General features: G+C 62.3%; 17 protein-coding genes. 5 read left to right on the top strand and 12 right to left on the bottom strand.

Features of this window, described 5'->3' with window-relative positions; all coding sequences use genetic code 11:
* The first annotated feature begins 13 nt into the window (after window positions 1-13).
* The 4 genes from ACFPN2_RS15085 to ACFPN2_RS15070 all read left to right on the top strand — a co-directional run bounded on the left by ACFPN2_RS15085 (window position 14) and on the right by ACFPN2_RS15070 (window position 4,519).
* The gene (locus ACFPN2_RS15085; RefSeq protein WP_380597893.1) at window positions 14-1,858 is read left to right on the top strand and encodes an ABC transporter ATP-binding protein; all 1,845 of its coding nucleotides are present in this window, start codon (window positions 14-16) and stop codon (window positions 1,856-1,858) included.
* Window positions 1,859-2,033: 175 nt separating this feature from the next.
* A complete protein-coding gene (locus ACFPN2_RS15080) occupies window positions 2,034-2,957 on the top strand; it encodes a DMT family transporter (RefSeq protein WP_380597891.1) in 924 nt (307 codons plus the stop codon).
* A gap of 30 nt (window positions 2,958-2,987) precedes the next feature.
* On the top strand, window positions 2,988-3,920 hold the full coding sequence (locus ACFPN2_RS15075) for a DUF533 domain-containing protein (RefSeq protein WP_380597890.1): 933 nt from the start codon (window positions 2,988-2,990) through the stop codon (window positions 3,918-3,920).
* Window positions 3,921-4,063: 143 nt separating this feature from the next.
* Window positions 4,064-4,519, top strand: coding sequence for a DUF4168 domain-containing protein (locus tag ACFPN2_RS15070; protein ID WP_380597888.1), 456 nt, complete (start codon window positions 4,064-4,066; stop codon window positions 4,517-4,519).
* 127 nt (window positions 4,520-4,646) lie between these two features.
* Here the strand turns inward: ACFPN2_RS15070 and ygiD are convergent, their stop codons facing one another.
* The 4 genes from ygiD to mprF all read right to left on the bottom strand — a co-directional run bounded on the left by ygiD (window position 4,647) and on the right by mprF (window position 9,758).
* Window positions 4,647-5,423 carry a 4,5-DOPA-extradiol-dioxygenase gene (gene ygiD / locus ACFPN2_RS15065; RefSeq protein WP_380597887.1) on the bottom strand — a complete coding sequence of 259 codons (777 nt, stop codon included), beginning with the start codon at window positions 5,421-5,423 and terminating at the stop codon, window positions 4,647-4,649.
* Window positions 5,424-5,511: 88 nt separating this feature from the next.
* A complete protein-coding gene (locus ACFPN2_RS15060; RefSeq protein ID WP_380597885.1) occupies window positions 5,512-5,709 on the bottom strand; it encodes a hypothetical protein in 198 nt (65 codons plus the stop codon).
* A gap of 162 nt (window positions 5,710-5,871) precedes the next feature.
* Complete coding sequence (locus tag ACFPN2_RS15055; protein ID WP_380597883.1) at window positions 5,872-7,209, bottom strand: virulence factor family protein; 1,338 nt, start codon at window positions 7,207-7,209, stop codon at window positions 5,872-5,874.
* Window positions 7,206-9,758 carry a bifunctional lysylphosphatidylglycerol flippase/synthetase MprF gene (mprF, locus tag ACFPN2_RS15050; protein WP_380597881.1) on the bottom strand — a complete coding sequence of 851 codons (2,553 nt, stop codon included), beginning with the start codon at window positions 9,756-9,758 and terminating at the stop codon, window positions 7,206-7,208. Before mprF ends, ACFPN2_RS15055 begins: the two co-directional genes overlap by 4 nt.
* Window positions 9,759-9,960: 202 nt before the next feature.
* On the opposite strand from mprF, the gene ACFPN2_RS15045 reads away from it, so the two are divergent.
* The gene (locus tag ACFPN2_RS15045; protein WP_380597879.1) at window positions 9,961-10,149 is read left to right on the top strand and encodes a helix-turn-helix domain-containing protein; all 189 of its coding nucleotides are present in this window, start codon (window positions 9,961-9,963) and stop codon (window positions 10,147-10,149) included.
* A gap of 195 nt (window positions 10,150-10,344) precedes the next feature.
* Here the strand turns inward: ACFPN2_RS15045 and ACFPN2_RS15040 are convergent, their stop codons facing one another.
* The 8 genes from ACFPN2_RS15040 to ACFPN2_RS15005 form a co-directional block, all read right to left on the bottom strand.
* On the bottom strand, window positions 10,345-11,019 hold the full coding sequence (locus tag ACFPN2_RS15040; RefSeq protein WP_380597877.1) for a response regulator transcription factor: 675 nt from the start codon (window positions 11,017-11,019) through the stop codon (window positions 10,345-10,347).
* Window positions 11,020-11,023: 4 nt separating this feature from the next.
* Window positions 11,024-12,415, bottom strand: coding sequence for an FAD/NAD(P)-binding protein (locus tag ACFPN2_RS15035; protein WP_380597875.1), 1,392 nt, complete (start codon window positions 12,413-12,415; stop codon window positions 11,024-11,026).
* Window positions 12,416-12,561: 146 nt separating this feature from the next.
* Complete coding sequence (locus ACFPN2_RS15030; protein ID WP_380597873.1) at window positions 12,562-13,236, bottom strand: response regulator; 675 nt, start codon at window positions 13,234-13,236, stop codon at window positions 12,562-12,564.
* A gap of 4 nt (window positions 13,237-13,240) precedes the next feature.
* On the bottom strand, window positions 13,241-15,373 hold the full coding sequence (locus tag ACFPN2_RS15025; protein ID WP_380597871.1) for a sensor histidine kinase: 2,133 nt from the start codon (window positions 15,371-15,373) through the stop codon (window positions 13,241-13,243).
* Window positions 15,370-16,230, bottom strand: a complete 861-nt coding sequence (cysW, locus tag ACFPN2_RS15020; protein ID WP_380597869.1) for a sulfate ABC transporter permease subunit CysW — start codon at window positions 16,228-16,230, stop codon at window positions 15,370-15,372. Before cysW ends, ACFPN2_RS15025 begins: the two co-directional genes overlap by 4 nt.
* On the bottom strand, window positions 16,230-17,066 hold the full coding sequence (gene cysT, locus ACFPN2_RS15015; RefSeq protein ID WP_380597867.1) for a sulfate ABC transporter permease subunit CysT: 837 nt from the start codon (window positions 17,064-17,066) through the stop codon (window positions 16,230-16,232). The genes cysW and cysT overlap by 1 nt, the downstream gene beginning before the upstream one ends.
* Complete coding sequence (locus ACFPN2_RS15010; RefSeq protein WP_380597865.1) at window positions 17,063-18,151, bottom strand: sulfate ABC transporter substrate-binding protein; 1,089 nt, start codon at window positions 18,149-18,151, stop codon at window positions 17,063-17,065. The genes cysT and ACFPN2_RS15010 overlap by 4 nt, the downstream gene beginning before the upstream one ends.
* Entirely contained in the window at window positions 18,148-19,941 is a 1,794-nt protein-coding gene (locus ACFPN2_RS15005) for an ABC transporter ATP-binding protein (RefSeq protein ID WP_380597863.1), read from the bottom strand. Before ACFPN2_RS15005 ends, ACFPN2_RS15010 begins: the two co-directional genes overlap by 4 nt.
* Between the last annotated feature and the right edge of the window lie 99 nt (window positions 19,942-20,040).

Below are 20,040 nucleotides of genomic sequence, written 5' to 3'. Positions count from 1 at the left end.
CGAAGACGCGCGCATGAGCTCATTGCGACGACCCACCAATACAAAACCTGAACTGGCGCGTGGTTTCGCCGGAGTGTTCGCCTATAGCACGCGTGCGCTGGAGCTCGTGTGGACCACGAGTCGTCCGCTCACGATTGCGTTCGCGCTGCTGACGTTGGTCGCGGGCGCCCTGCCCGCTGCCGTCGCTTACGTTGGTGCGCTCATTGTCGACGCGGTCGTTGCCGCCATTCAGGCAACGCCCGGCACTCGCGAGGCGTTAACGAATCACGCCTTGTGGCTGGTGGTCGGCGAAGGCGCGCTCGTCGCCGCGATCGCGGGCGCGCAGCGCGGACTCAATCTGTGCCAATCGCTGCTACGAGCTCAGCTCGGTCAGCGCGTCAACGTCATGATCCTCGAGAAGGCACTGACGCTCGAGCTGTCGCACTTCGAGAACTCCGACTTCTACGACAAGCTCACCCGCGCACGGCGCGAAGCATCGAGCCGTCCGCTGTCGCTCGTGACGCGCACGTTCGGTCTGGCACAGAACGCGATCTCGCTGCTGAGCTTCGGCTCGTTGCTGCTGCACTTCTCGCCCTGGGCGGTCGCGCTGCTGATTCTCGCGGGCCTGCCGGCGTTTCTGGCCGAGGCGAAGTTCTCCGGCGATAAGTTCCGCTTGTTCCTGTGGCGCTCGCCAGAAACGCGCATGCAGCTGTATCTGGAAACGGTGCTCGCGCGCGAGGATCACGCCAAGGAAGTGAAGCTGTTCGGGCTCGGGCCTTTGTTCCTGGATCGCTATCGAAACATTTTCAACAAGCTGTATCACGAGGATCGCAATCTCACGATCCGTCGCGACACCTGGGGCTTTTTCCTCGGGCTGATCGGGACAGCCACGTTGTATGGCGCGTACGCCTGGATCGCGCTCTCCGCCATCGCCACGCGCATCACGCTGGGCCAGATGACGATGTATCTGATGTTGTTCCGGCAGGGACAATCGGCGGTGTCGGCGATCCTGTCCGCGGTGGGCGGCATGTATGAAGACAATTTGTATCTGTCGACGCTGTACGACTACTTGGAAACACCCGTGAACGGCGACCAAGGCGCAGCCACACGGGGTCCCAAACCCGACGACGGCATTCGCTTCGAGAAAGTGAGCTTCACTTATCCCGGTGCCGAACAACCAACGCTCATCGACATCGATCTGCACATCCGCCCGGGCGAATCGCTGGCATTGGTCGGCGAGAACGGCTCGGGCAAGACGACGATGATCAAACTGCTGACGCGGTTGTACACACCGACGTCCGGGCGCATCCTGCTCGACGGTCAGGATCTGCAAGAGTGGGATGAGATAGCGCTGCGCGATCGTATCGGCGTGATCTTCCAGGACTTCACGCGCTATCAGCTGCTGCTCGGTGAAAACATCGGCGCCGGCGACGTGCGTCACTTCGAGGACGAAGAGCGCTGGCGTGACGCGGGCGAGAAAGGCATGGCCGCGCCCATCGTCGAAACATTGCCGGCCGGCTATCGCACGCCGCTCGGCAAGTGGTTCAACGACGGCCGCGAGCTGTCGGGCGGTCAGTGGCAGAAGATCGCTTTGTCACGCGCGTTCATGCGCTCGCGTGCCGACATCCTGGTGCTCGACGAGCCCACGTCGGCCATGGATGCCAGCGCCGAAGCCACCATCTTCGAGCACTTCCGGACGCTGACCCGCGGCCGGATCGCGATCCTGATCTCGCATCGGTTTTCGACCGTGCGCATGGCGGACCAGATCGTCGTGATCGAGAACGGTCGGATCATCGAGCGCGGCAGTCACGATGCGCTGATGCAGTTGAACGGTCATTACTCACACCTGTTCTCGTTGCAGGCCAAGGGCTATCGTTAGCTCAGATTTATCGATCACCGGGCCGGCATCAACTAAAGTTATCCGCACGGGACAGTCGCTGCCGATATCGGGCAAACACCGTGACAGCGTGGGGCGCAAATGATATTTGTGTCGCGCAACTCGCTGCTGTCCGGCCGTCGATGACGACGCGCCGCTAACTTTTCCGGTCCATCCCATGTCCAGCTCCGAACCCACTTTGCGGTCCTCGGCCGCGGCCACTCCCATTGCTCCGGCGGTCCATGCCTGGCTCACGCCGGGCGAGTTGCTGCTGCTCGGCGCGGTGTGGGGCAGCTCCTTCCTGTTCATGCGGATCGCGGCCAAAGACTTCGGCGCATTCGCACTGGTCGAAATGCGTCTGGCACTCGGCGCGCTGATCCTGTTGCCGTTCCTGCTACGAGTGAAGGATCAGATCAAGCCATCGCATTGGTTGCGCTTTCTGGGCATCGGCATCGTCAACTCCGCCGCGCCGTTCGTGCTCTTCGCCTGGGCCGCTCAGCGGGCACCCGCGGGTGTGGTCGCGATCAGTAACGCGACGGTCGTGATGTTCACCAGCATCGTCGCGTGGGCATTGTTCGGCGAAAAGATCAGCAAACGCAGCGCGCTTGGCTTGCTACTCGGCTTCATCGGTGTCGCCGTGCTCGCGAGCGGCAAGACCTCTGGCGGCAGCGTGCTGCCCGCCGCCCTCGCGGGCGTACTCGCCTCCATCCTGTATGGCTTTGGTGGAAATTTCACCAAGCGTTACTTGCACGATCTGCCACCGAGCGCGGTGGCTGCCGGCACGGTGCTTTGCGCCTCGATCGCCGTCGCTCCGCTGGCGTTCGCGACCTGGCCGAGCGTGTCTCCTCCGGCACTTTCCTGGTTGTCCGCGGTCATGTTAGGGGTGCTGTGCACTGGCCTTGCGTACTTCCTTTATTACAGGCTGTTGTATCGCATCGGTGCGCCCCGCACGTCGACGGTGACTTATCTGGTGCCGCTGTTCGGCGTAATCTGGGCGTGGGTGTTTTTGAGCGAGCCGCTCACCCTCAGCATGGCCGTTGCCGGCGCATTGATTCTGGGGGGCGTGGCCTTGAGTCAACAGCGCGCTCCGGCCAAGAAATAACGGAGTGCCCACACGAAACAGGTGACGTCGATGAATGCGCGCGAGCAAGAAGCTGTTCTGACCATTGCCCTGCTGGCGGCATTTAGCGACGGCGCCAAGGACGAGCGCGAGCGTGAGGAGATCAAACGGATCGCCGAGTCCTTGACCGGCGAGCCCGGCGCGCCGCAACTGTCGCAGCTGTATCAGAATGTGCTGCTCAAGCGCGTGAACGTCGCGCAAGCGGCAGCCGTGCTCAGCGAGCCTTCACATCGTCAGCTCGCTTATGAAATGGCGGTCTGCGTCTGCGATGCCGACGCGGTTGCCAGCCCCGCCGAACAGAAGTTTCTGCAAGAGTTGCGCGTGGCGCTGAATCTCGACACTCAGCAAACGGCACAACTTGAAAAGGACGCGGCAGTGCTCGCCGACGCCCCGCTGCCGATCGATAACGGCGTCCGGCAAGCAACGATGTCCGACGCTGAGATGGACAAGTACATCCTCAATCACTCGATCGTGAATGGCGCCATCGAGTTGTTGCCACAGTCGTTGGCCACCATGGCCATCATTCCGCTGCAAATCAAACTGGTGTATCGCATCGGTCAGGCTTACGGCTTTCAGCTCGACAAAGGTCACATTCGTGAGTTCATCGCGACCGCCGGCGTCGGCCTCACTTCGCAATACGTCGAACAGATCGGTCGCAAGTTGCTGGGTGGTTTGCTCGGCAGCGTCGCTGGCGGCCTCGGTCGCGGACTCGGCCGTGCCACAGCGGGCGCCGCGTTCTCGTTTGCAACAACGTATGCGCTCGGCCAGCTCGCGAAGCGCTATTACTCTGGTGGCCGGCAGATGAACACGGCACTGATTCAACAGACCTATCAGTCGTTGCTCGGTCAGGCCAAACAATTACAAGGGCAGTACTCGTCTGAGATCCAGCACAAAGCCAGCACGCTCGACGCGGGCCAGGTGATGTCGATGGTGAAAAATTCTTAGTGTCTGCCGATTGTGACGTCCGAGGGCTGACCACACGCGTCGGCCTGTGACGACAGCGATTTACTAAATGTTTGCGCGCGGGGAACCTCGTCTGCGCGGGCGGTATTCACCCCTGGAGATTGCCGCAAGACGAGGAGATCCTCATGAGTTTACGTTCCAACCTTGTTTACACCGCGCTATTCGCTGCGAGCGCCGTAGGAGCCCCCGCGGCATGGGCGCAGGTGCAAGAGCCCGCACCGCCGGCCCAGGAATATCCGTCTCCAGCATCGCCGGCGGAAACGCCGCCGACGAATGAGGCGCCAGCCCCGAATTCCGCCGCGTCCGCGCAGATCAGCGATCAGAAGATCGAGCAGTTCGCGGATGCGTACGTCGCAGTACAGACCATTCAGGAAAAGGCGGCCAACGATCTGCAGACGGCAAAGGAGCCGGCACAAGCGGATCAAGTGAAAGCGAAGGCCGAGTCCGACATGATCGCCGCGGTCGAGAAGTCCGGCCTGAAGGTCGATGAGTTCAATCAGATCGTGGAAACGATGACGGCTAATGCCGACGTGCGCGAGCGCGTCGCTGCGAAGTTGCAGGAACGTCAGGGCGGCGGCTAAACATTTAATCGGACGGCCGATCGCGACATCCTGTCGCGCCGGCCGTGCTCCGACGGGAAAAATGCGATTTTTCCCTCGGAGCCGCCGCAGGGCGGCGGGCACATCCATGTGCCTGAAGTGGTAATAGCTAACTCAGCTGTACCGTTAACATCGAGATCGATCCGCCGTCGACGCCTTCGATGGGGAAGCTGACGTTGTCGCCGGGCAGCCGTGCCCCTAATACATATAGCAACGGCAGATAATGATCCGGCGTCGGGGCGGACAGCGCCGCGTCCTTGCCCAATGTTTCGTAATCAATCAGCGGTTGATGTTCACCTGCAAGCATCCACGCACGTGCCTGCTGCTCGAAGCGCACCGCCCAATCGTAAGGCTCGACCACTCGTCGACCCCAACCGTACGTGTGCAGGTTATGAACGAGGTTGCCGCTGCCGGCGATCAGAATGCCCTGCTCTCGCAACGGCGCGAGCGCGGCACCGAGGCGATAGTGGTCTCGCGCCGTCAGCGTCTCATTGATGCTGAGTTGAATGACTGGCACATCGGCATCGGGATAGCAGTGACACAGCACACTCCACGAGCCGTGATCCAATCCCCAGGTGCTGTCGAGTTCCGCGCCGACTAAATCGCGAACCTCGGCCGCAATCTCGGGACTCCCGGGCGCGGGGTACTGAAACTCGAACAGCTCGCGAGGGAAGCCACCGAAATCGTGAATGGTTCGCGGCGACTGCACAGCCGTGACTGCGGTGTAGGGCACATACCAATGCGCCGACACGCACAACACCGCTCGCGGCTTGGGAAACGCACTGCAGATCTGCCGCCAGCCGCGCGTGTATACATTGTCGGCCAGGGCATTCATGGGATTGCCGTGACCGAAGAAGATCACGGGCAAACGTTGGGATGCGCTCACTCGGCGGCTCCAGTGTGACAGAGCCTAGAGTATTGGACTGGCGGGCCCTGCTTACTATGGGTCGCCGCGCATAAGTGTTATGACGGCGTCAGGCCGGCAATAACAGGAAGGCGTCGGCCACCGCCTCTCGCGGGGTCAGCCCTTGCTCGTAGAGCGGGCGCCACGCGTCCCAATCCACGTCCTCTTCACCCACCTCAGTGAGCACATCGCTGAAGTCTTCACGAATCAGCTTCACGACAGCCTGTTGCCACTCGCTCCAGGTCTGCGTCTCGGACTTGTTCTTCATCTCGCTGCTCCCGCCTTCGGGTCAAGCGCCGCTGTTCGACTGCGCGCAAACTAACGCGTCAGGGTGTCTGCAGTTCCCGTCACTGAGATCTGCCGACGCAGCGTACAGCAAGCACGCAACGAGTGACCACTCCGCTCAGATCATCGCGGCATGTCGAGAGGATCAGCGCATGTGGCTCAAGAGCAACGCGGCCAGCTTGGCGTAGTTGCCATCGAAATGATGACCGCCGCTAAGCTTCACTACTTGCAATGATTTAGCCGCTGGCTTGCCGCACAACGAGTCTGTGTCATTCGCGCCATAGATACACACGCCGTGAACGCCTTTCATTCTCAACAGCTCGGGCGTGACAGGAATTGCGTCTTTCGCTGCGCCAATCCAGTTCTGCAAATGGAATTCGAACACCGCGGTCTGCGAGAGCGACAGCAACGCGACCATGCGCAGTCGATCCCGTGTTGCGGTCGGCAATCGATTCACGACGAAGGGCATCACGTCGGCGCCCTGCGAGTAACCGACCAGTAACACCTGCTTCTTCTTCCAGGCGTTCAAGTAATAGCGCATCAAACGATCGACGTCAGCCGCGGTGCTCTCGGGCGTGCGCTTCTTCCAGAAGTAGCGCAGCGAATCGAGACCGACCACCGGCATGCCTTGCTTCGACAACGCCGCCGCCAGCTCCTTGTCGATGCCCGCCCAGCCGCCATCGCCGGAGATCAGCACAGCCAGCGTGTCGGCATCGCTGGGTGTGTGCACTTCGACAAGCGGCAGATCTTTCAGCTCAGCCGCGCTGACCGTTGGCAAGCCACGCGTGCGCGCCGCCAGGTGTTGGAACGCAGCTGCAAACTGTGGCTCCCAAGTGTGGAAGTCGCCTTCGCCATAGTTATCGCCGGGAATGGCGATTACCTCGGCCTGCTTCACGCCCGCGAGGAACGACTTGGCTTGAGCCTGGCACTGTCGATCGTGAATGCCCTGGAGCACCGTCCAGGGCGCACTCAGAACGGGCGACGTCGCCGTCTTGCTGGTTGGACACAACGGCTTCTTCAACGCAGGCGTCGGACAGAACCCGAGCGAGATGCCGCCGCCGAACGTTCCCTGCGGTGCCTGCGCCAACATTGCATACACGAACTGCGCGCTGGCCGATGTGCCGATCAGCAACGCCGGCCGATACGTCGGCAATCGATAGTAGGCCTGGAGGAAATGACTCAAATTCTCCAGATCGCCATCGGGCGACACGCACTTGTCGCCGTCCTTGTCCAGGTTACGAAAGAACGCGGGCGCATCGATGCCCGCCACCAGCGCGCCCTGCCGTGCCAGCGATTGCGCAATGGGGTCGAGCTCGACGTTCCAGCCATGCTGGCCGGAAAAGAACAGCACCGTCTGTTGCGCTTCGCCTTGCGGCCGATAGATGGCTATCTTGTCGAAGCGACCGTGCGAGATCGTCTCAGCGGACGCGGTCGATCCCAGCACCAACAGCAGCAGCGCGAACCAGCAGCGGGCTAAGCTCATTTCGCAATCATTCCTCGCAATCCGCCGCTGATCAACGTGGCCACGTCGGCCAGGGTGAGCAGCGGGGTCAAGCCGCCGCCGGCGACCAGATAGCGAGGTTCCCACACCGGATCGAATTTGTCTTTGAAGCCGCGCAGGCCGCGGAAGTTATAGAACGTCTCGCCATAGTCGAACAGCATCCGGCCGAAGCGATGCCAGCGCGGCGCCAGCTCGTGGCTCGCCATGCCGGACATGGGCGCCATGCCCAGTCCGAAGCGCTGAAAGCCCTCGCTCTGGAAATACAACATGAGCTTGGTGAACAGAAAATCCATGGTGCCCGGGGGCGCGAGCGGCAGCTGACGCATCAGGTCGACGCTGGCCTCGTTCTTCATCTGCGTACACAACAGATTGGCGAAGGCGACGATCTGACCCTGCTGCCGCACGATGGCGCACGATTGTCGCGACAAATACGCCGGCTCGAACGAGCCGAGCGAGAAGCCTTTTTCGCGCGTCTCCTGGCCTTCCAGCCACGCATCCGAAATGGTCCGCAGTTGTGGCAGCAGAGCGCTCACTTCCGCCGGCTGCGCCAGCGAGAACTCGAGCCCGTCACGCTCGCCGCGATTGATCGCTTGTCGCAAATGCGAGCGCTTCGAGCCCTTGATCGTGAAGTCCTGCAGCTGGACGTAGGCGTACTCGCCCAACTTGAAAGCCCGCATGCCGGCGTCGAGATACAGCGGCAACGAATCGCCGCGCACCTGATAGAACGTGGCGCGACCGCCGTGATCGGTCGCCAGCTCGATGAAGCGCCAGATCAGCTCCTGCCACTCGGACTGCCGGCCGACCGGATCGAACAACGAGATCCATGAGCGGCCCTGCCGGCCATACATGATGAACGCGTTGCCTTGCGTCGAGAACAGCAGATGCTTGTCGCCCATCAGCGCGAGATTCGCCTCCGCCGAGGACTGAGTGCGCACGATGTTACTCGCCCGCTCCAGTTCTTCATGAGACGGCAGCGCGGGTGCGCCCGGTGACGGGCGCAACAGTTGCCACAGCGCGAATCCCAAGCCGGCCACCATCACACCCATCATGGCGCGCAGTGAGCGTGGCGCGTTGGCATTGAACTCGAATTGCCACCACAGCTCGTTGGTGTAGTCGACGCGACGGTAGGCGAAGAACAGCAGGAACACCGTCGCCGCCACCATCCACACCACCGAGAGCAACCACACGCCGCGCAATGGATTCGAGAACAGTGCCGAGCGTCGATCGAACTGCGCACGCGACATATATAAAAGGATTGCGAGCACCACGAGATAGCACGCTTGAATCAGTGCGAACCCTTTGGGCATCGCCAACACTGCGGCGACCAGCGCCAGCACGAACGCCGACCACCACGCGGCATCGAGACGATGTAACAAACCACGCGCGATGACGATCATCGCGAAGCCGGTGACACTGCCCAGAAAATGCGACGCCTCGACCAACGTCAGCGGCACCCGCAAGGCCAGCATATCGGTGGCTTGCGCCGAAGCCGGCGTGACACCCGAGACCAGCAGCCAGCCGCCGGCAATGAACGTCATCGTCGCCAGCAACATCGGCGACAGTCGCACCGCTGCGCGACCGATCGGAGCAGCGATGCCGGCTCGCACTTCATAGGCGGCCAACAGCACGGCCGCCAGAATCAGCGGCAACAAATAGTAGATAACGCGGTAGAGCACCAGCGCGCTGACGATGTGCTCGACCGGCGCACGGTCGCCGCACGCGAGCAGGATCACCGCTTCGAACACACCGAGGCCGCCCGGCACATGACTCAAGAGGCCAAGCACCAGTGCGATCGCGTACCAGGCCATGAACTCGCCTGCGGGAACGGCGCCCGGCGGTAGCAGGACCCACAGCGTCGCGGCCGAGGCGATCAAATCCAGCGCTGAGATCAAGAGCTGTTGGACGGCCAGGCCGGCCGGCGGCAACCGCACTTTCCAGCGCCATGCGACCATGATTTCGCGGCGTCGGACCGACAGCGCGATGAACCCAGCGACGCCGATCAACACCGCCCCGGCAATCACCCGCAACAGCCACGCTGGCATGTGCGCAAGCTGAGCGACTCCGTCCGCCCCCCACAGCAACCCGGCGGCGCCAAACGCGGCGGTGCCGAACGTGAATGCGCTGGCATTGAACGCGATCACCTGCGCGACTTTGTTGGCCTCGATACCGGCGGCCGTGTACAGGCGCATGCGGACCGCGCCGCCTGTCAGAACGCCCAGACCGACGGTATTACCGAGTGCGTAAGCGATGAAGGAAGTCAGCAGGACCGTGGACCGACGGATCTGCACCTCCGCGTACTTCATGGCGGACAGGTCGTAACCGGTGAGCACCAGATAGCTCAGCGCCGTCGCGCCCAGCGCCAGCAGCAGGTCCTGCAGAGGCTCGGACTCCATCTGCTGCAAGACCTTGTAGAAGTGGACTTCGGCGAGCAGCACGCGGAAGGCGTCGAACAGCAGCAGGCTGATCAGACCGGCGCCGGCCGCGATCAACCAGATGCGCCACTTTGCCCACCCGCTTACTGCGTCGGCCACTGTCCGTAGATTCCTGTGCAACCCGGAAGGAGGCCGGCATTCTGCCGCGCGGCGGTCACAAGAACATTACGTTATTGACACAAGCGGGTCGCAAGGGGGATCCGAGCCGGCCGGGGCGCCTGGATTTCCCCGCGTTTACCACGATTTGTGAACTGCTACAGTATCTCGAAATGGGATATTCCGCCGGCAGGATGAACGCCCGATGACGTCGCTTCGAACGCCGAATTATCGGCAACTGCTCGACAGGCTCACGACCGCGCGGCAACGTGCCTCGCTCACGCAACCGCAGCTGGCGGAGCGGTTGAGCGCGAGTCCGGAATTCGTGGCGAGCTACGAGAAAGGAAAAGACCCCTCTCGTCGCAGTGAGGGGGCGACGAGAGGGGCGAACTAAGACTGCCGGCCCAGGGGGAGAATGCGGCTTGCAGCCCACGGCACCGCAACCCCTTGTCGATTGCTGTACCGCTGGTCTGGCAATTTACGCGGCGCGGGTCATGAGGTCAGTCGATGGCCAGTGACACGCCGGTCAGCGATCTCGTCGTCTGGCCCGATCTCCGGTTATGCGCTATGAACAGATAGCAACACGATCTTAGTCGGCCACGAGCTTGTAGCCCGCGCCCGGCGTGGTCTGCAGCACTTCCGGTGTCGACGCATCCGTCTCTATCTTGTGACGCAGCCGATAAATGAGCTGCTTGAGCGTGCGACGCTCGCGAGCGGTGGCACGTCCCCACAGATGAAGTAACAACTTCTCCGCGGTGACGGTTCGGCCCGGCGTCACCATGAGCAACTGAATGGCTTTCAATTCGAGCGGCGTGAGTCGAATCGGCGGCGCCGCGCCGAACTGCAAGGTTCGTTGATCCGGATCGAGGCGTAACTGCCCCGCCGTCACCGGCCCCGAATCGAATGGCTCCGAACGCCGGATCAATGCCCGCACTCTCGCCAGCAACGCACGCGGACTGAAAGGCTTGTGCACGTAGTCGTCGGCGCCCGAATCGAACGCTTCGATCAGATCCTCTTCGACATCGCGCACCGTCAACATCATGATGGGCACCGGCGAGCGGCCGCGAATCTCACGACACACCTTCAAGCCATTCGGCTCCGGCATGTTGATATCGAGCAGCACCATGTCGGGCGAATCGCGTTGGAACGCTTGCAACGCGCTTTCCCCATCGACCGCGGTACAGATATCGAATCCCGCCTGCATCAGCGTGAATCCGATCAGTGCCCGCAAATCCGCATCGTCATCGGCGACCAGGATTCTCATGGCTTCAACGGCGCTCCGTAGCCAACAATGCCGCGAGCTTTTCAGCGTGCCCGCGTAGTTCATGAGCCGCAGTTGCCTCCCAATGGTCGGCACGCAACATCGGCCCAACATAAAAAAGATGCGGGCCCGGCCAGCCATCGGCGTCGACGACGGCGCCATTCGGTCCGGTACGCAGCCCCAGCCCCAGCGAATCGGGCACCGCCAGCCCGCATTGCACGAGGTTGCGCCACACCGGCTCGGTGGAGCGCGCGATGGCGTAGTCGGGGCCCGTGCAGTTGATGACTCGATCGAATTGCTGAGTGCGCAATTGCTGTTTGCCACGCGGCCGCCAAACCACTTCGATCCGCTCTTCGCGCGGAATGATTTGTTTGATGTGGCCGGCGTGAATGGTCAGACGCTCCGCATTACGCAGCGTGTCCATCTTCTGGATCAGCTCCGGTGGCAGACGGTGGCGATAGATGTCCCAATGCGCACGCACGTGACGCAGGAACCGCACTCGATCGCGCTCCGGCAATCGCTGCCAGATAGTCGGCGCCATGTTACGAACGAAGGTGATCGCCTCGCGCCAGTCGCCGCCCATCTGCTCCGCTTCGTTAGCGAGAAGACGCACGGTATTGACGAGGCGTCGAAGCGACGTCGATGCCGCCAACAACAGAGCATTGCCGTCGCCTTTGAATGCATCGGGACGGAACGGCGTTTGTCGAGGCGGCACGAGCCCATGACGCGACAAGGCATGCAACGTCGGCGTCCGTTGCGGATCTGACGCCGCGACATTGATGATGTCCGCGGTCGTCAGGCCCGTGCCGATCAACAATACGGTTTGCGAACGAGCGAACTTGAGATCGACCGTCCACGGATCGGCGATGTACGCCGGATGGGTCAATACATCCCTGGCCGCGGACAAAGAAGCGGGCTTGGGATTGCCGAGCGCGAGCACCACATCATCCGCGGTGAAGCGTCGACCGTCTTCCAGTTCCACCCGCAACGGCAGATGACGTTCGATACGCCGCAGGTTGGCGACCGCGCCTTTGACGATCTCGAGACGAATGTTTCCTGGCGCGCTGAGCTGCGCGGCGAGCAGCACTTCACTCAAATACTCGCCGTACAAGGTACGTGGCAGGAAATCCTCGCCCGTGACCTTGGGAATGCGCCGCTGCGCGAACTCCAGAAATTCCTTGGGCGCCGCCGAATTCGCCGACATACGGCTGGCCGGCACGTTGAGCAGATAAGGGAAGCCACGCTCAGCGTAAGCGGCGCCTCGCGCCACCTGGTCCGCACGCTCGATCAGGATCAGACGCGTCGGTCCCGGCGGCGGACGTCGCAACAGATTCGCGGCCACCACCGTGCCGCTGAATCCGCCGCCGACAATCACTATGGTTCGAAGCAGCCCCGCCAATCGTCGCTCCCATTGCTTTGGAAGCGACAGACTAGGGAATGGACGGTATCAAGTCTGTAACGTGGCAGTCACGAAACGGCGCAGGGAATGCTATGACTTTACAACCGATTTATAACCACACGCGCGTAAGAATGCGTGCGGCCGACTCACTCGACAACGAGTTTGTAACCGGCACCCGGGGCGGTCTGGAGCATCTGGGGCGCGGCCGGATCGATCTCGATTTTCTGCCGTAGCCGATGCACCAGCTGCTTCAGCAACTGACGATCGCCCGAGCCCTTGTGGCCCCACACCTGCATCAGCAAACGATCCGAGCTGACAGTGTGCCCGGCATTGGCGATCAACATCTGTAACAGGCGCAGCTCGAGCTTGGTGAGACGCAGCGGCTGATTCGCACCGACCTGCACGGTGTGTTCGTCCACATCGAGCCGAATACGACCGGCCGCGAGCGGCGCGGTGTTCTCCATCCCTGCCCGACGCAGCAGCGCTTTCACGCGTGCGAGGAGCGTGCGCGGACTGAAGGGCTTGCTCAGATAGTCGTCGGCGCCCAACTCGAGCGCACGAACCAGATCTTCCTCTTCGCCCCGCACCGTCAACATCATCACCGGCACGCGCGACTTGGTGCGAATCTGTTCGCACACCTGAAAGCCCGTGGCACCCGGCATGTTGATGTCGAGGATCACCAGATCGGGCCCTTCGCTCTCGAACGCGCGCAAGGCCTGCGTGCCATCGCTGGCTTTGACCACCAGATAGCCCGCCTGCGACAGCGTGAAGGCGATCAACGCCAGCAGATCCTTGTCATCGTCGGCAGATAAAATCTTCATTAGGTTACTCGGCAGTCTGTCGCAGCTTCACTTCGAAACGGGTGCGTCCCTCGGCGGTTCGTCGCGCGGCAATGGTACCTCCATGCCGTTCGACGATGGATTTCACGATCCACAATCCTAGACCCAAGCCACCCGGCTCCGGTTCCTGGCTACCGCTGCGATAGAACCGATCGAAGATCGAGTTACTCTCGATCTCGGGCACGCCGGGACCTTCATCCTCTACCCAGCTGGTGACGAACTCACCCGTCGCCTGGGCGCCAATGCGCACGACACTGTCTTCCGGCGCGAACTTGCTCGCGTTCGCCAGCAGGTTGACGTACACCTGCGTCAGTCGCGGGCCATCACCATCCACATTCGGCAGGTCTTCGGGCAAATCCACTTCCAGGCGCTGGCGACGCTGAGCGAGCAAAGCGCCAATGAGCGCATCCGCATCTTCGACCACCTCGGACAGCGCCACCGCCTGATGGCGAATGCTGAGCTGGCCTGACTCGATGCGCACGCTCTCGAGCAAATTGTCGATGAGTCGCGTCAAGCGCAAGGCGCCGCGCTCCAACGACAGCACCAGTTCCTTCTGCTGGTCGGTGGACATCGAATCGAAGCCATCACGCAACAGTTCGATCGACGCGAGCTGCGCGGCCAGCGGCGTCCGGAACTCGTGCGAGATATTGACGAGCACCGAGTCGCGCGCACGACGCACACCTTCCAGCTCGGTCTCGTCGCGAATGACCTGCACCTGCAATTCATCGACCGGGCTGGAGCTCGTGATGATCGTGATGCGCGGCGCGCCGTCGCTCAGTTGCAAACGTTCCGTCGCCTGCGAGCTGCCTTCGTGGCGCGCACGCAGGATGGGGCAATTGGTTTCGCACGGACGCACGCCGTTCGAATCGCGACACGGCTTCAACACATCGCCGCAGAAGCGGCCGATGGCTTCGTGAGCTTGCACGCCCAGCAACTGAGCGGCCTGCGGATTCAAATAACGAATGACGCGCGATTTATCGACGGCGTACACGCCTTCGACGATGCCATCGAGCACAGCCTGCGCCTCGGCTTCGCGACGACGCAATGTGCCCGTCAGCTCGACCAGGTTGTTCCGCATGTCCTCGATGGTGCGCGCGAGCTTGCCGACCTCACGCGTGCCGCCGACCGGAATCGACGTGGAGAAGTCGCCATGGCCGAGTTTTTCCACCGCATCCGTCAGCGTTGTGACCGGACCCGTGACCTGCCGGCCGAGCACGATGCCAGCCAACACAGCCAGCGCCGCGAGAATGATGGCGGTGATGAGCAACCGTTTCGCGAGCCCGCCGACCGACGCGTCGATCTCCGACGACGGCAAGCGCGCTTCGAGAAATGCGATCGCTTCGCCCGACACTGCAAAAATCGGGAAGCTCGCGGCGTACAAGTCGAGATCATCGAGCCGCATCACCGCCGAGCGCCCGTCGGACAGTCCCGCCGAGTGCAGACGAGTGAAATCGTCGACCTTGCGATCTTCGATGAACAAGCGGTAGTTGATCAGCCGGATCGGCGTGCCGACACGCTCGGTCAACAGCTGCGCCATCCTTGCATCGAGCAGGCGAGCGACATACACACGTCGTTCTGTCGCCCCACCGACCTGCGCCGACGCGCCGAGCAACGCGTACTGAGATCCCAACGGCACGGCCATGAATCGCTCGCCCTGTTCGGCGGCGGAGGACTGGATCAACTCCCAGGGCAATTCCACGCCGGCTTGCGCGATCAGCTGACCGCCTTCGAACACCGCGCACGAAGCAATGGTGTCCGAGTTGCAGGAACGACGCAGATACGGACCGACCGTGGCCGAGCGCCGATCCGCGAGCAGTCGTTGCAGCGTCTGTCGATCGGCAACGGACTTGGCGTGGGTCAGCGCGTCTTCGCTAAACCGCCGGATATCTTCACGCGCCATCGCGCCAGCCAGCTGAACGCGTGACTTGCCTTGCTGATCGGCGAGATCGCGCAGCGACCCGATCGCCGAAATGGAAATACCGCCGACCAGCAACAGCACGATGGCGACGTTGATGACCGCGATCCACACCCCGAGACTCGCGCGCGAGGTATCGATCTGCAGTCCGTCGATGAACTGCTGAATGCGGTCGATCACATACGAGAAGAAGCGATCGATCACTTCCTCTTCATCTCCACTAAGGATTTGATGATCAAGGTCAGCACCGCCAGCAAGGTCAGCAGCGAAGCCACTGCGAACGAGCCGACGAAGTTGTACTCGTTATAAAGGATTTCCACGTGCAGCGGCATAGTCGTCGTCAGGCCACGCACGTGACCGGACACGACCGAGACAGCGCCGAACTCGCCCATCGCACGCGCGTTACACAGGATTACGCCGTACACCAGGCCCCAGCGAATCTTCGGCAAAGTGACGTGGAAGAACGTCATCAAGCCGCCCGCGCCAAGCGTGATCGCGGCCTCTTCCTCGTCGTTGCCCAACTGCTGCATCAACGGAATCAGTTCGCGCGCGACATATGGGAACGTCACGAACATGGTCGCGAGCACGATGCCCGGCACCGCGAAGATGATGCTGATGTCATGCTCCTGCAGCCACAGGCCGAACCAGCCCTGCGCGCCGAACAGCAGCACATACACGAGACCCGATATGACCGGCGACACCGCGATCGGCAGGTCGATCAGGGTGATCAGGAAGCTCTTGCCCCGGAACTCGAACTTCGCGATCGCCCAGGCCGCGGCGATACCGAAGATGGTGTTGGTGGGCACGACGATGGCGGCCACCGTCAGCGTCAGCTTGATCGCGGCGAGGGTGTCTTCGTCCTTGAAGCTCTCAAAGTACATCTCCCAGCCCTTGCTCAGGGCCGTGATGAACACGGTAGCCAGCGGCGCGAACAGCAGCGCCGCCAGGAAGCCGAGCGACGTCAGGATGAAAATGTACTTTACGACGGACGAGACCACCGTATCGCGGCCGGGCCGGCTCGCGATTTCCGCCAACATTTCCTTGGAAGGACCGCCGGCCATCAGCGTGCCCCCGCGACGATGCGCCGACGGCTCCAGGCCTGTAGCAGGTTGATGGACAGGAGCATCACGAACGACATGGTCAGCATGATGAAGCCGAGCGCCGCCGCTCCTTTATAGTCGAACTGCTCCAGCTTGATCACGATCAGCAGCGGCGTGATCTCGGTGCGCATCGGCAGGTTGCCGGCGATGAAGATCACCGAGCCGTACTCACCGACCGCGCGTGCGAACGCCAGCGTGAAGCCGGTCGCCAGTGCAGGAAACACGGTGGGCAATACGATGCGACGGAAAATTGTGAAGCGCCCCGCGCCGAGCGTTTCGGCCGCGTCTTCCAGATCCCGCTGCACTTCGGCGATGGCCGGCTGCACCGAGCGCACGACGAACGGCAACCCGATCAACGTCAAGGCCACGACCACGCCGATCCAGGTGTAGGCCACCTTGATACCGAACGGCGCGAGGTGCTGACCGATCCAGCCGTTCTCCGCGAACACCGCCGTCAACGCGATGCCGGACACGGCGGTCGGCAACGCGAACGGCATATCGATCAGAGCGTCGATGATTTTGCGGCCTGGAAACTCATAGCGCACCAGCGTCCAGGCGATGATGAAGCCGAACACGCTGTTCAAGGTCGCGGCCAGGATGGAGGCGCCAAAGCTCAATCGATACGACGCCAACGCGCGAGCATCGGTGGCGACGCGCACGAAGTCGCTCCAACCCATGGTCGCGGTCTTCATGACCAGTGCCGCGAGCGGCACCAGGATGATGGCCGACAGAAAGAAGGTCGAGAAGCCCAGCGTCAGTCCGAAGCCCGGCAGGATGGATGGCTGCCGGAAGCTCATTTCGGCTTGCTCCCGCCGCCATAAATACGATCGAACATCGCGCCGTCGGCGAAGTGCTTCTCGTGCGTCGCCTTCCAGCCGCCGAATACCTGATCGATGTTGAACAGCTCGAGCGCCGGGAACTGTTCCTGGTACCGCTGCAGAACCGCGGGATTGCGCGGACGGAAGTAATGTTTCGCGGCCAACTCCTGGCCCGGCTCTTCATATAAGTACTTCAGATACGCCTCGGCGATCTGGCGCGTGCCGCGACGATCGACGACGGTATCGACCACCGCCACCGGCGGTTCGGCGAGAATGCTGGCGCTCGGCACCACGATCTCAACCTTGTCGGGGCCCAATTCTTTGATGGCGAGCAGTGCTTCGTTCTCCCACGCGAGCAGCACGTCGCCGATCTCACGTTGCACGAACGTATTCGTCGCGCCACGCGCGCCGCTGTCGAGCACCGGTACGTGCGTGTACAGCGCCGTCACATAGGCTTCCGCCTTCTTCTCCGCGGCCGCAACGACTTGCTCCGATGCCGGATCGTCGAGCTTGGACCAATCGCCGCCGAGCTCCGTGCGAAGCACCGAGCCCCACGCGGCGAGATAATTCCAACGTGCGCCCCCCGAAGTCTTCGGATTCGGTGTGACGACCGACACTCCGTCGCGAATCAGATCGGGCCAATCCTTGATTTGCTTGGGATTGCCCTTGCGCACCAGGAACACGATGGTCGAGGTATAGGGCGAGCTGTTATCCGGCAGACGCTTCTGCCAGTCGGCGCCGAGCCGCTTGCCTTTGATCTGGATCGAATCGATGTCGTAAGCAAGCGCGAGCGTGACCACGTCCGCATCCAGACCATCGATCACCGCACGTGCCTGACTGCCCGAGCCGGCATGCGATTGTTTGATCGTCACACGCTGGTGGTGCTCTTGCTCCCACTTCTTCGAGAAGCTCTCGTTGAACTCGCGATACAACTCTCGCGTCGGGTCGTAGCTGACATTGAGCAAGGTCACGCGGCCGGATTCTTCTTTGCCGCCGCAACCGGCGAGCAGCGTCATCAACCCGAGGCCCGCGGCCAGCAGCAGTTGCTTATTGAAGCGGATCATTCAGCGGCTCCGTCAGTGTCTTTGCTGGGCCGATAAACGATCATCATCGGATAGGTCGCACCCGCCGTGAACAACGCGCCGAACGTGCTACGCAGCTGGGCCGGATCGGACACGCCGAGAATCAACATCGGATCCTGAGATTCATTCAACTGCCGCTGCAACTCGTCGGCGGCCGCGCCGAATCGCAACTCGGTGCGCATCTCCAGGCCATGCACGGCCTGCGCTTCGGATCGCGCATCGAGCAGCGTGCGCACGCCGAAAGGACGCTGCGATTCACCGCTCGAGCCTTCGGGCAGAATGCCGACGTACACCGCTTCGGCCGCCACATGACGCAGCAGACTCGCGGCGACGGCGAGCGTCGACCGGCGTGCCGAATCGTCCGCCCAATGAATCAACACTCGTTGCGGCGGCGAGGAATGCGCCGGCAACACCAGCACTTCGCCCGCGCCGTTCTGTAACAGCCACTGCAATTGCTCCGCCGTCTTCTGACCCGCGGCAATCACGGCCACACCGGAGACAGGCGCGCTCGCCGGCGCATCGCATGCGACCAGCGGCGCTTCGCTGCGCTTGATGATCCGCGTCTTCATCCGGCTCGCGAGCTCAACGAGGAACGGATGCTGAGACAGTCGTTCGCATGACGCCTCATCCGAACCGTACGCAGTGTAGCTGGACAGCGGCGTCGGCAACACGTGAATGCGGCGTACGCCGATGGCCACCGATTGTCCGAGCGCCACCGGGAACAGACGCTGCTCATGCTGGGTGCGAGTCACGTCGAGCAACGCCGCCGGTGCGCTGCCGCCGTTCGTGTTCGGCGTCGCGATGTGAGCAGTGGCCGCGCCATCGGCCATGCGCACGCGCATGCGCTCATACGCGCCGGTAAAGACCTGCTCTTCGACGATGCCATTCGCGATGAAGTTGGTGCGCAGGTTGTCGCGCGTCGGCGCGAGCTCGACTTCTTCAGGGCGTAGCACCGCGACCACTTCCTGCTCGCGCCCGCCGTCGAGCTTCTCGACCCGTCGCGCATTCACCGGCGCCGCGCCAAAGCGAATGCCCTGCTCGGTCTGACGAGCGAGCAACAGATTCGCAGCGCCCAGGAACGTGGCGACGAAACGCGTTGCCGGTCGCGCGTACAACTCATCGGGCTTGCCGCTCTCGAGCAAGCGACCGAGATTCATCACGCCGATACGATCGGCCATCGCGAACGCTTCTTCCTGGTCGTGCGTCACCAGCACGGTGGTGATTTTCAGCTCACGCTGCACCTGGCGAATCGTTCGACGCAGTTCTTCGCGGATCTTGGCGTCCAACGCGCCGAACGGTTCGTCGAGCAGCAACACCGGCGGCTTATGCGCCAGCGCGCGGGCCACCGCGACGCGTTGCTGTTGACCGCCCGACAGCTGCGTCGGCAATCGATCGTCCATGCCTTCCAGCGCCACCAGCCGCAACAGCTCCTTGCGACGCTCGCGACGCTCCGCGGCCTTCATGCGCCGGACCTTGAGCGCGAACTCGATGTTCTCGCCCACGGTCATATGCCGGAACAGCGCGTAGTTCTGGAACACCAGCCCGACGCCCCGTTGCCGAGCGGACACATGCGTGACATCGTTGCCATGCAACGCGATGCGACCATGATCGACGCCGGTCAAGCCCGCGATGGCGCGCAACAGGGTGCTTTTGCCGCTACCGCTCGGGCCGAGCAGGACGTAAAACTCGCCCTCGCCGACTTCCAACGAAACGTCGTTGACGACCGGCGAGCCTTGATACCGTTTGGTGACTTGATCGAGCGTGATGGACATACGGGCCCGGAGCTTACCGGCCGGCAGTGATAAGGTCAGTAATCGACGGGTTACAAAACGGTTATAACGTCAGAAGCGAACGACGCCGGGTCATCGCTA

Origin of the sequence: Steroidobacter flavus (genome assembly GCF_042651805.1) — a bacterium.
GTDB lineage: Bacteria > Pseudomonadota > Gammaproteobacteria > Steroidobacterales > Steroidobacteraceae > Steroidobacter > Steroidobacter flavus.
Note: the sequence above shows the minus strand (reverse complement) of the source record. Positions and strands in the feature narration are given on the sequence as shown.

Bases quoted from the DNA above. Each gene is read 5' to 3' on its own strand.
- ACFPN2_RS15085 (WP_380597893.1), top strand. From the start codon at position 14: ATGAGCTCATTGCGACGACCCACCAATACAAAACCTGAACTGGCGCGT.
- ACFPN2_RS15080 (WP_380597891.1), top strand. From the start codon at position 2,034: ATGTCCAGCTCCGAACCCACTTTGCGGTCCTCGGCCGCGGCCACTCCC.
- ACFPN2_RS15075 (WP_380597890.1), top strand. From the start codon at position 2,988: ATGAATGCGCGCGAGCAAGAAGCTGTTCTGACCATTGCCCTGCTGGCG.
- ACFPN2_RS15070 (WP_380597888.1), top strand. From the start codon at position 4,064: ATGAGTTTACGTTCCAACCTTGTTTACACCGCGCTATTCGCTGCGAGC.
- ACFPN2_RS15060 (WP_380597885.1), bottom strand. From the start codon at position 5,709: ATGAAGAACAAGTCCGAGACGCAGACCTGGAGCGAGTGGCAACAGGCT.
- ACFPN2_RS15055 (WP_380597883.1), bottom strand. From the start codon at position 7,209: ATGAGCTTAGCCCGCTGCTGGTTCGCGCTGCTGCTGTTGGTGCTGGGA.
- ACFPN2_RS15045 (WP_380597879.1), top strand. From the start codon at position 9,961: ATGACGTCGCTTCGAACGCCGAATTATCGGCAACTGCTCGACAGGCTC.
- ACFPN2_RS15040 (WP_380597877.1), bottom strand. From the start codon at position 11,019: ATGAGAATCCTGGTCGCCGATGACGATGCGGATTTGCGGGCACTGATC.
- ACFPN2_RS15030 (WP_380597873.1), bottom strand. From the start codon at position 13,236: ATGAAGATTTTATCTGCCGACGATGACAAGGATCTGCTGGCGTTGATC.
- cysW (WP_380597869.1), bottom strand. From the start codon at position 16,230: ATGGCCGGCGGTCCTTCCAAGGAAATGTTGGCGGAAATCGCGAGCCGG.
- cysT (WP_380597867.1), bottom strand. From the start codon at position 17,066: ATGAGCTTCCGGCAGCCATCCATCCTGCCGGGCTTCGGACTGACGCTG.
- ACFPN2_RS15010 (WP_380597865.1), bottom strand. From the start codon at position 18,151: ATGATCCGCTTCAATAAGCAACTGCTGCTGGCCGCGGGCCTCGGGTTG.
- ACFPN2_RS15005 (WP_380597863.1), bottom strand. From the start codon at position 19,941: ATGTCCATCACGCTCGATCAAGTCACCAAACGGTATCAAGGCTCGCCG.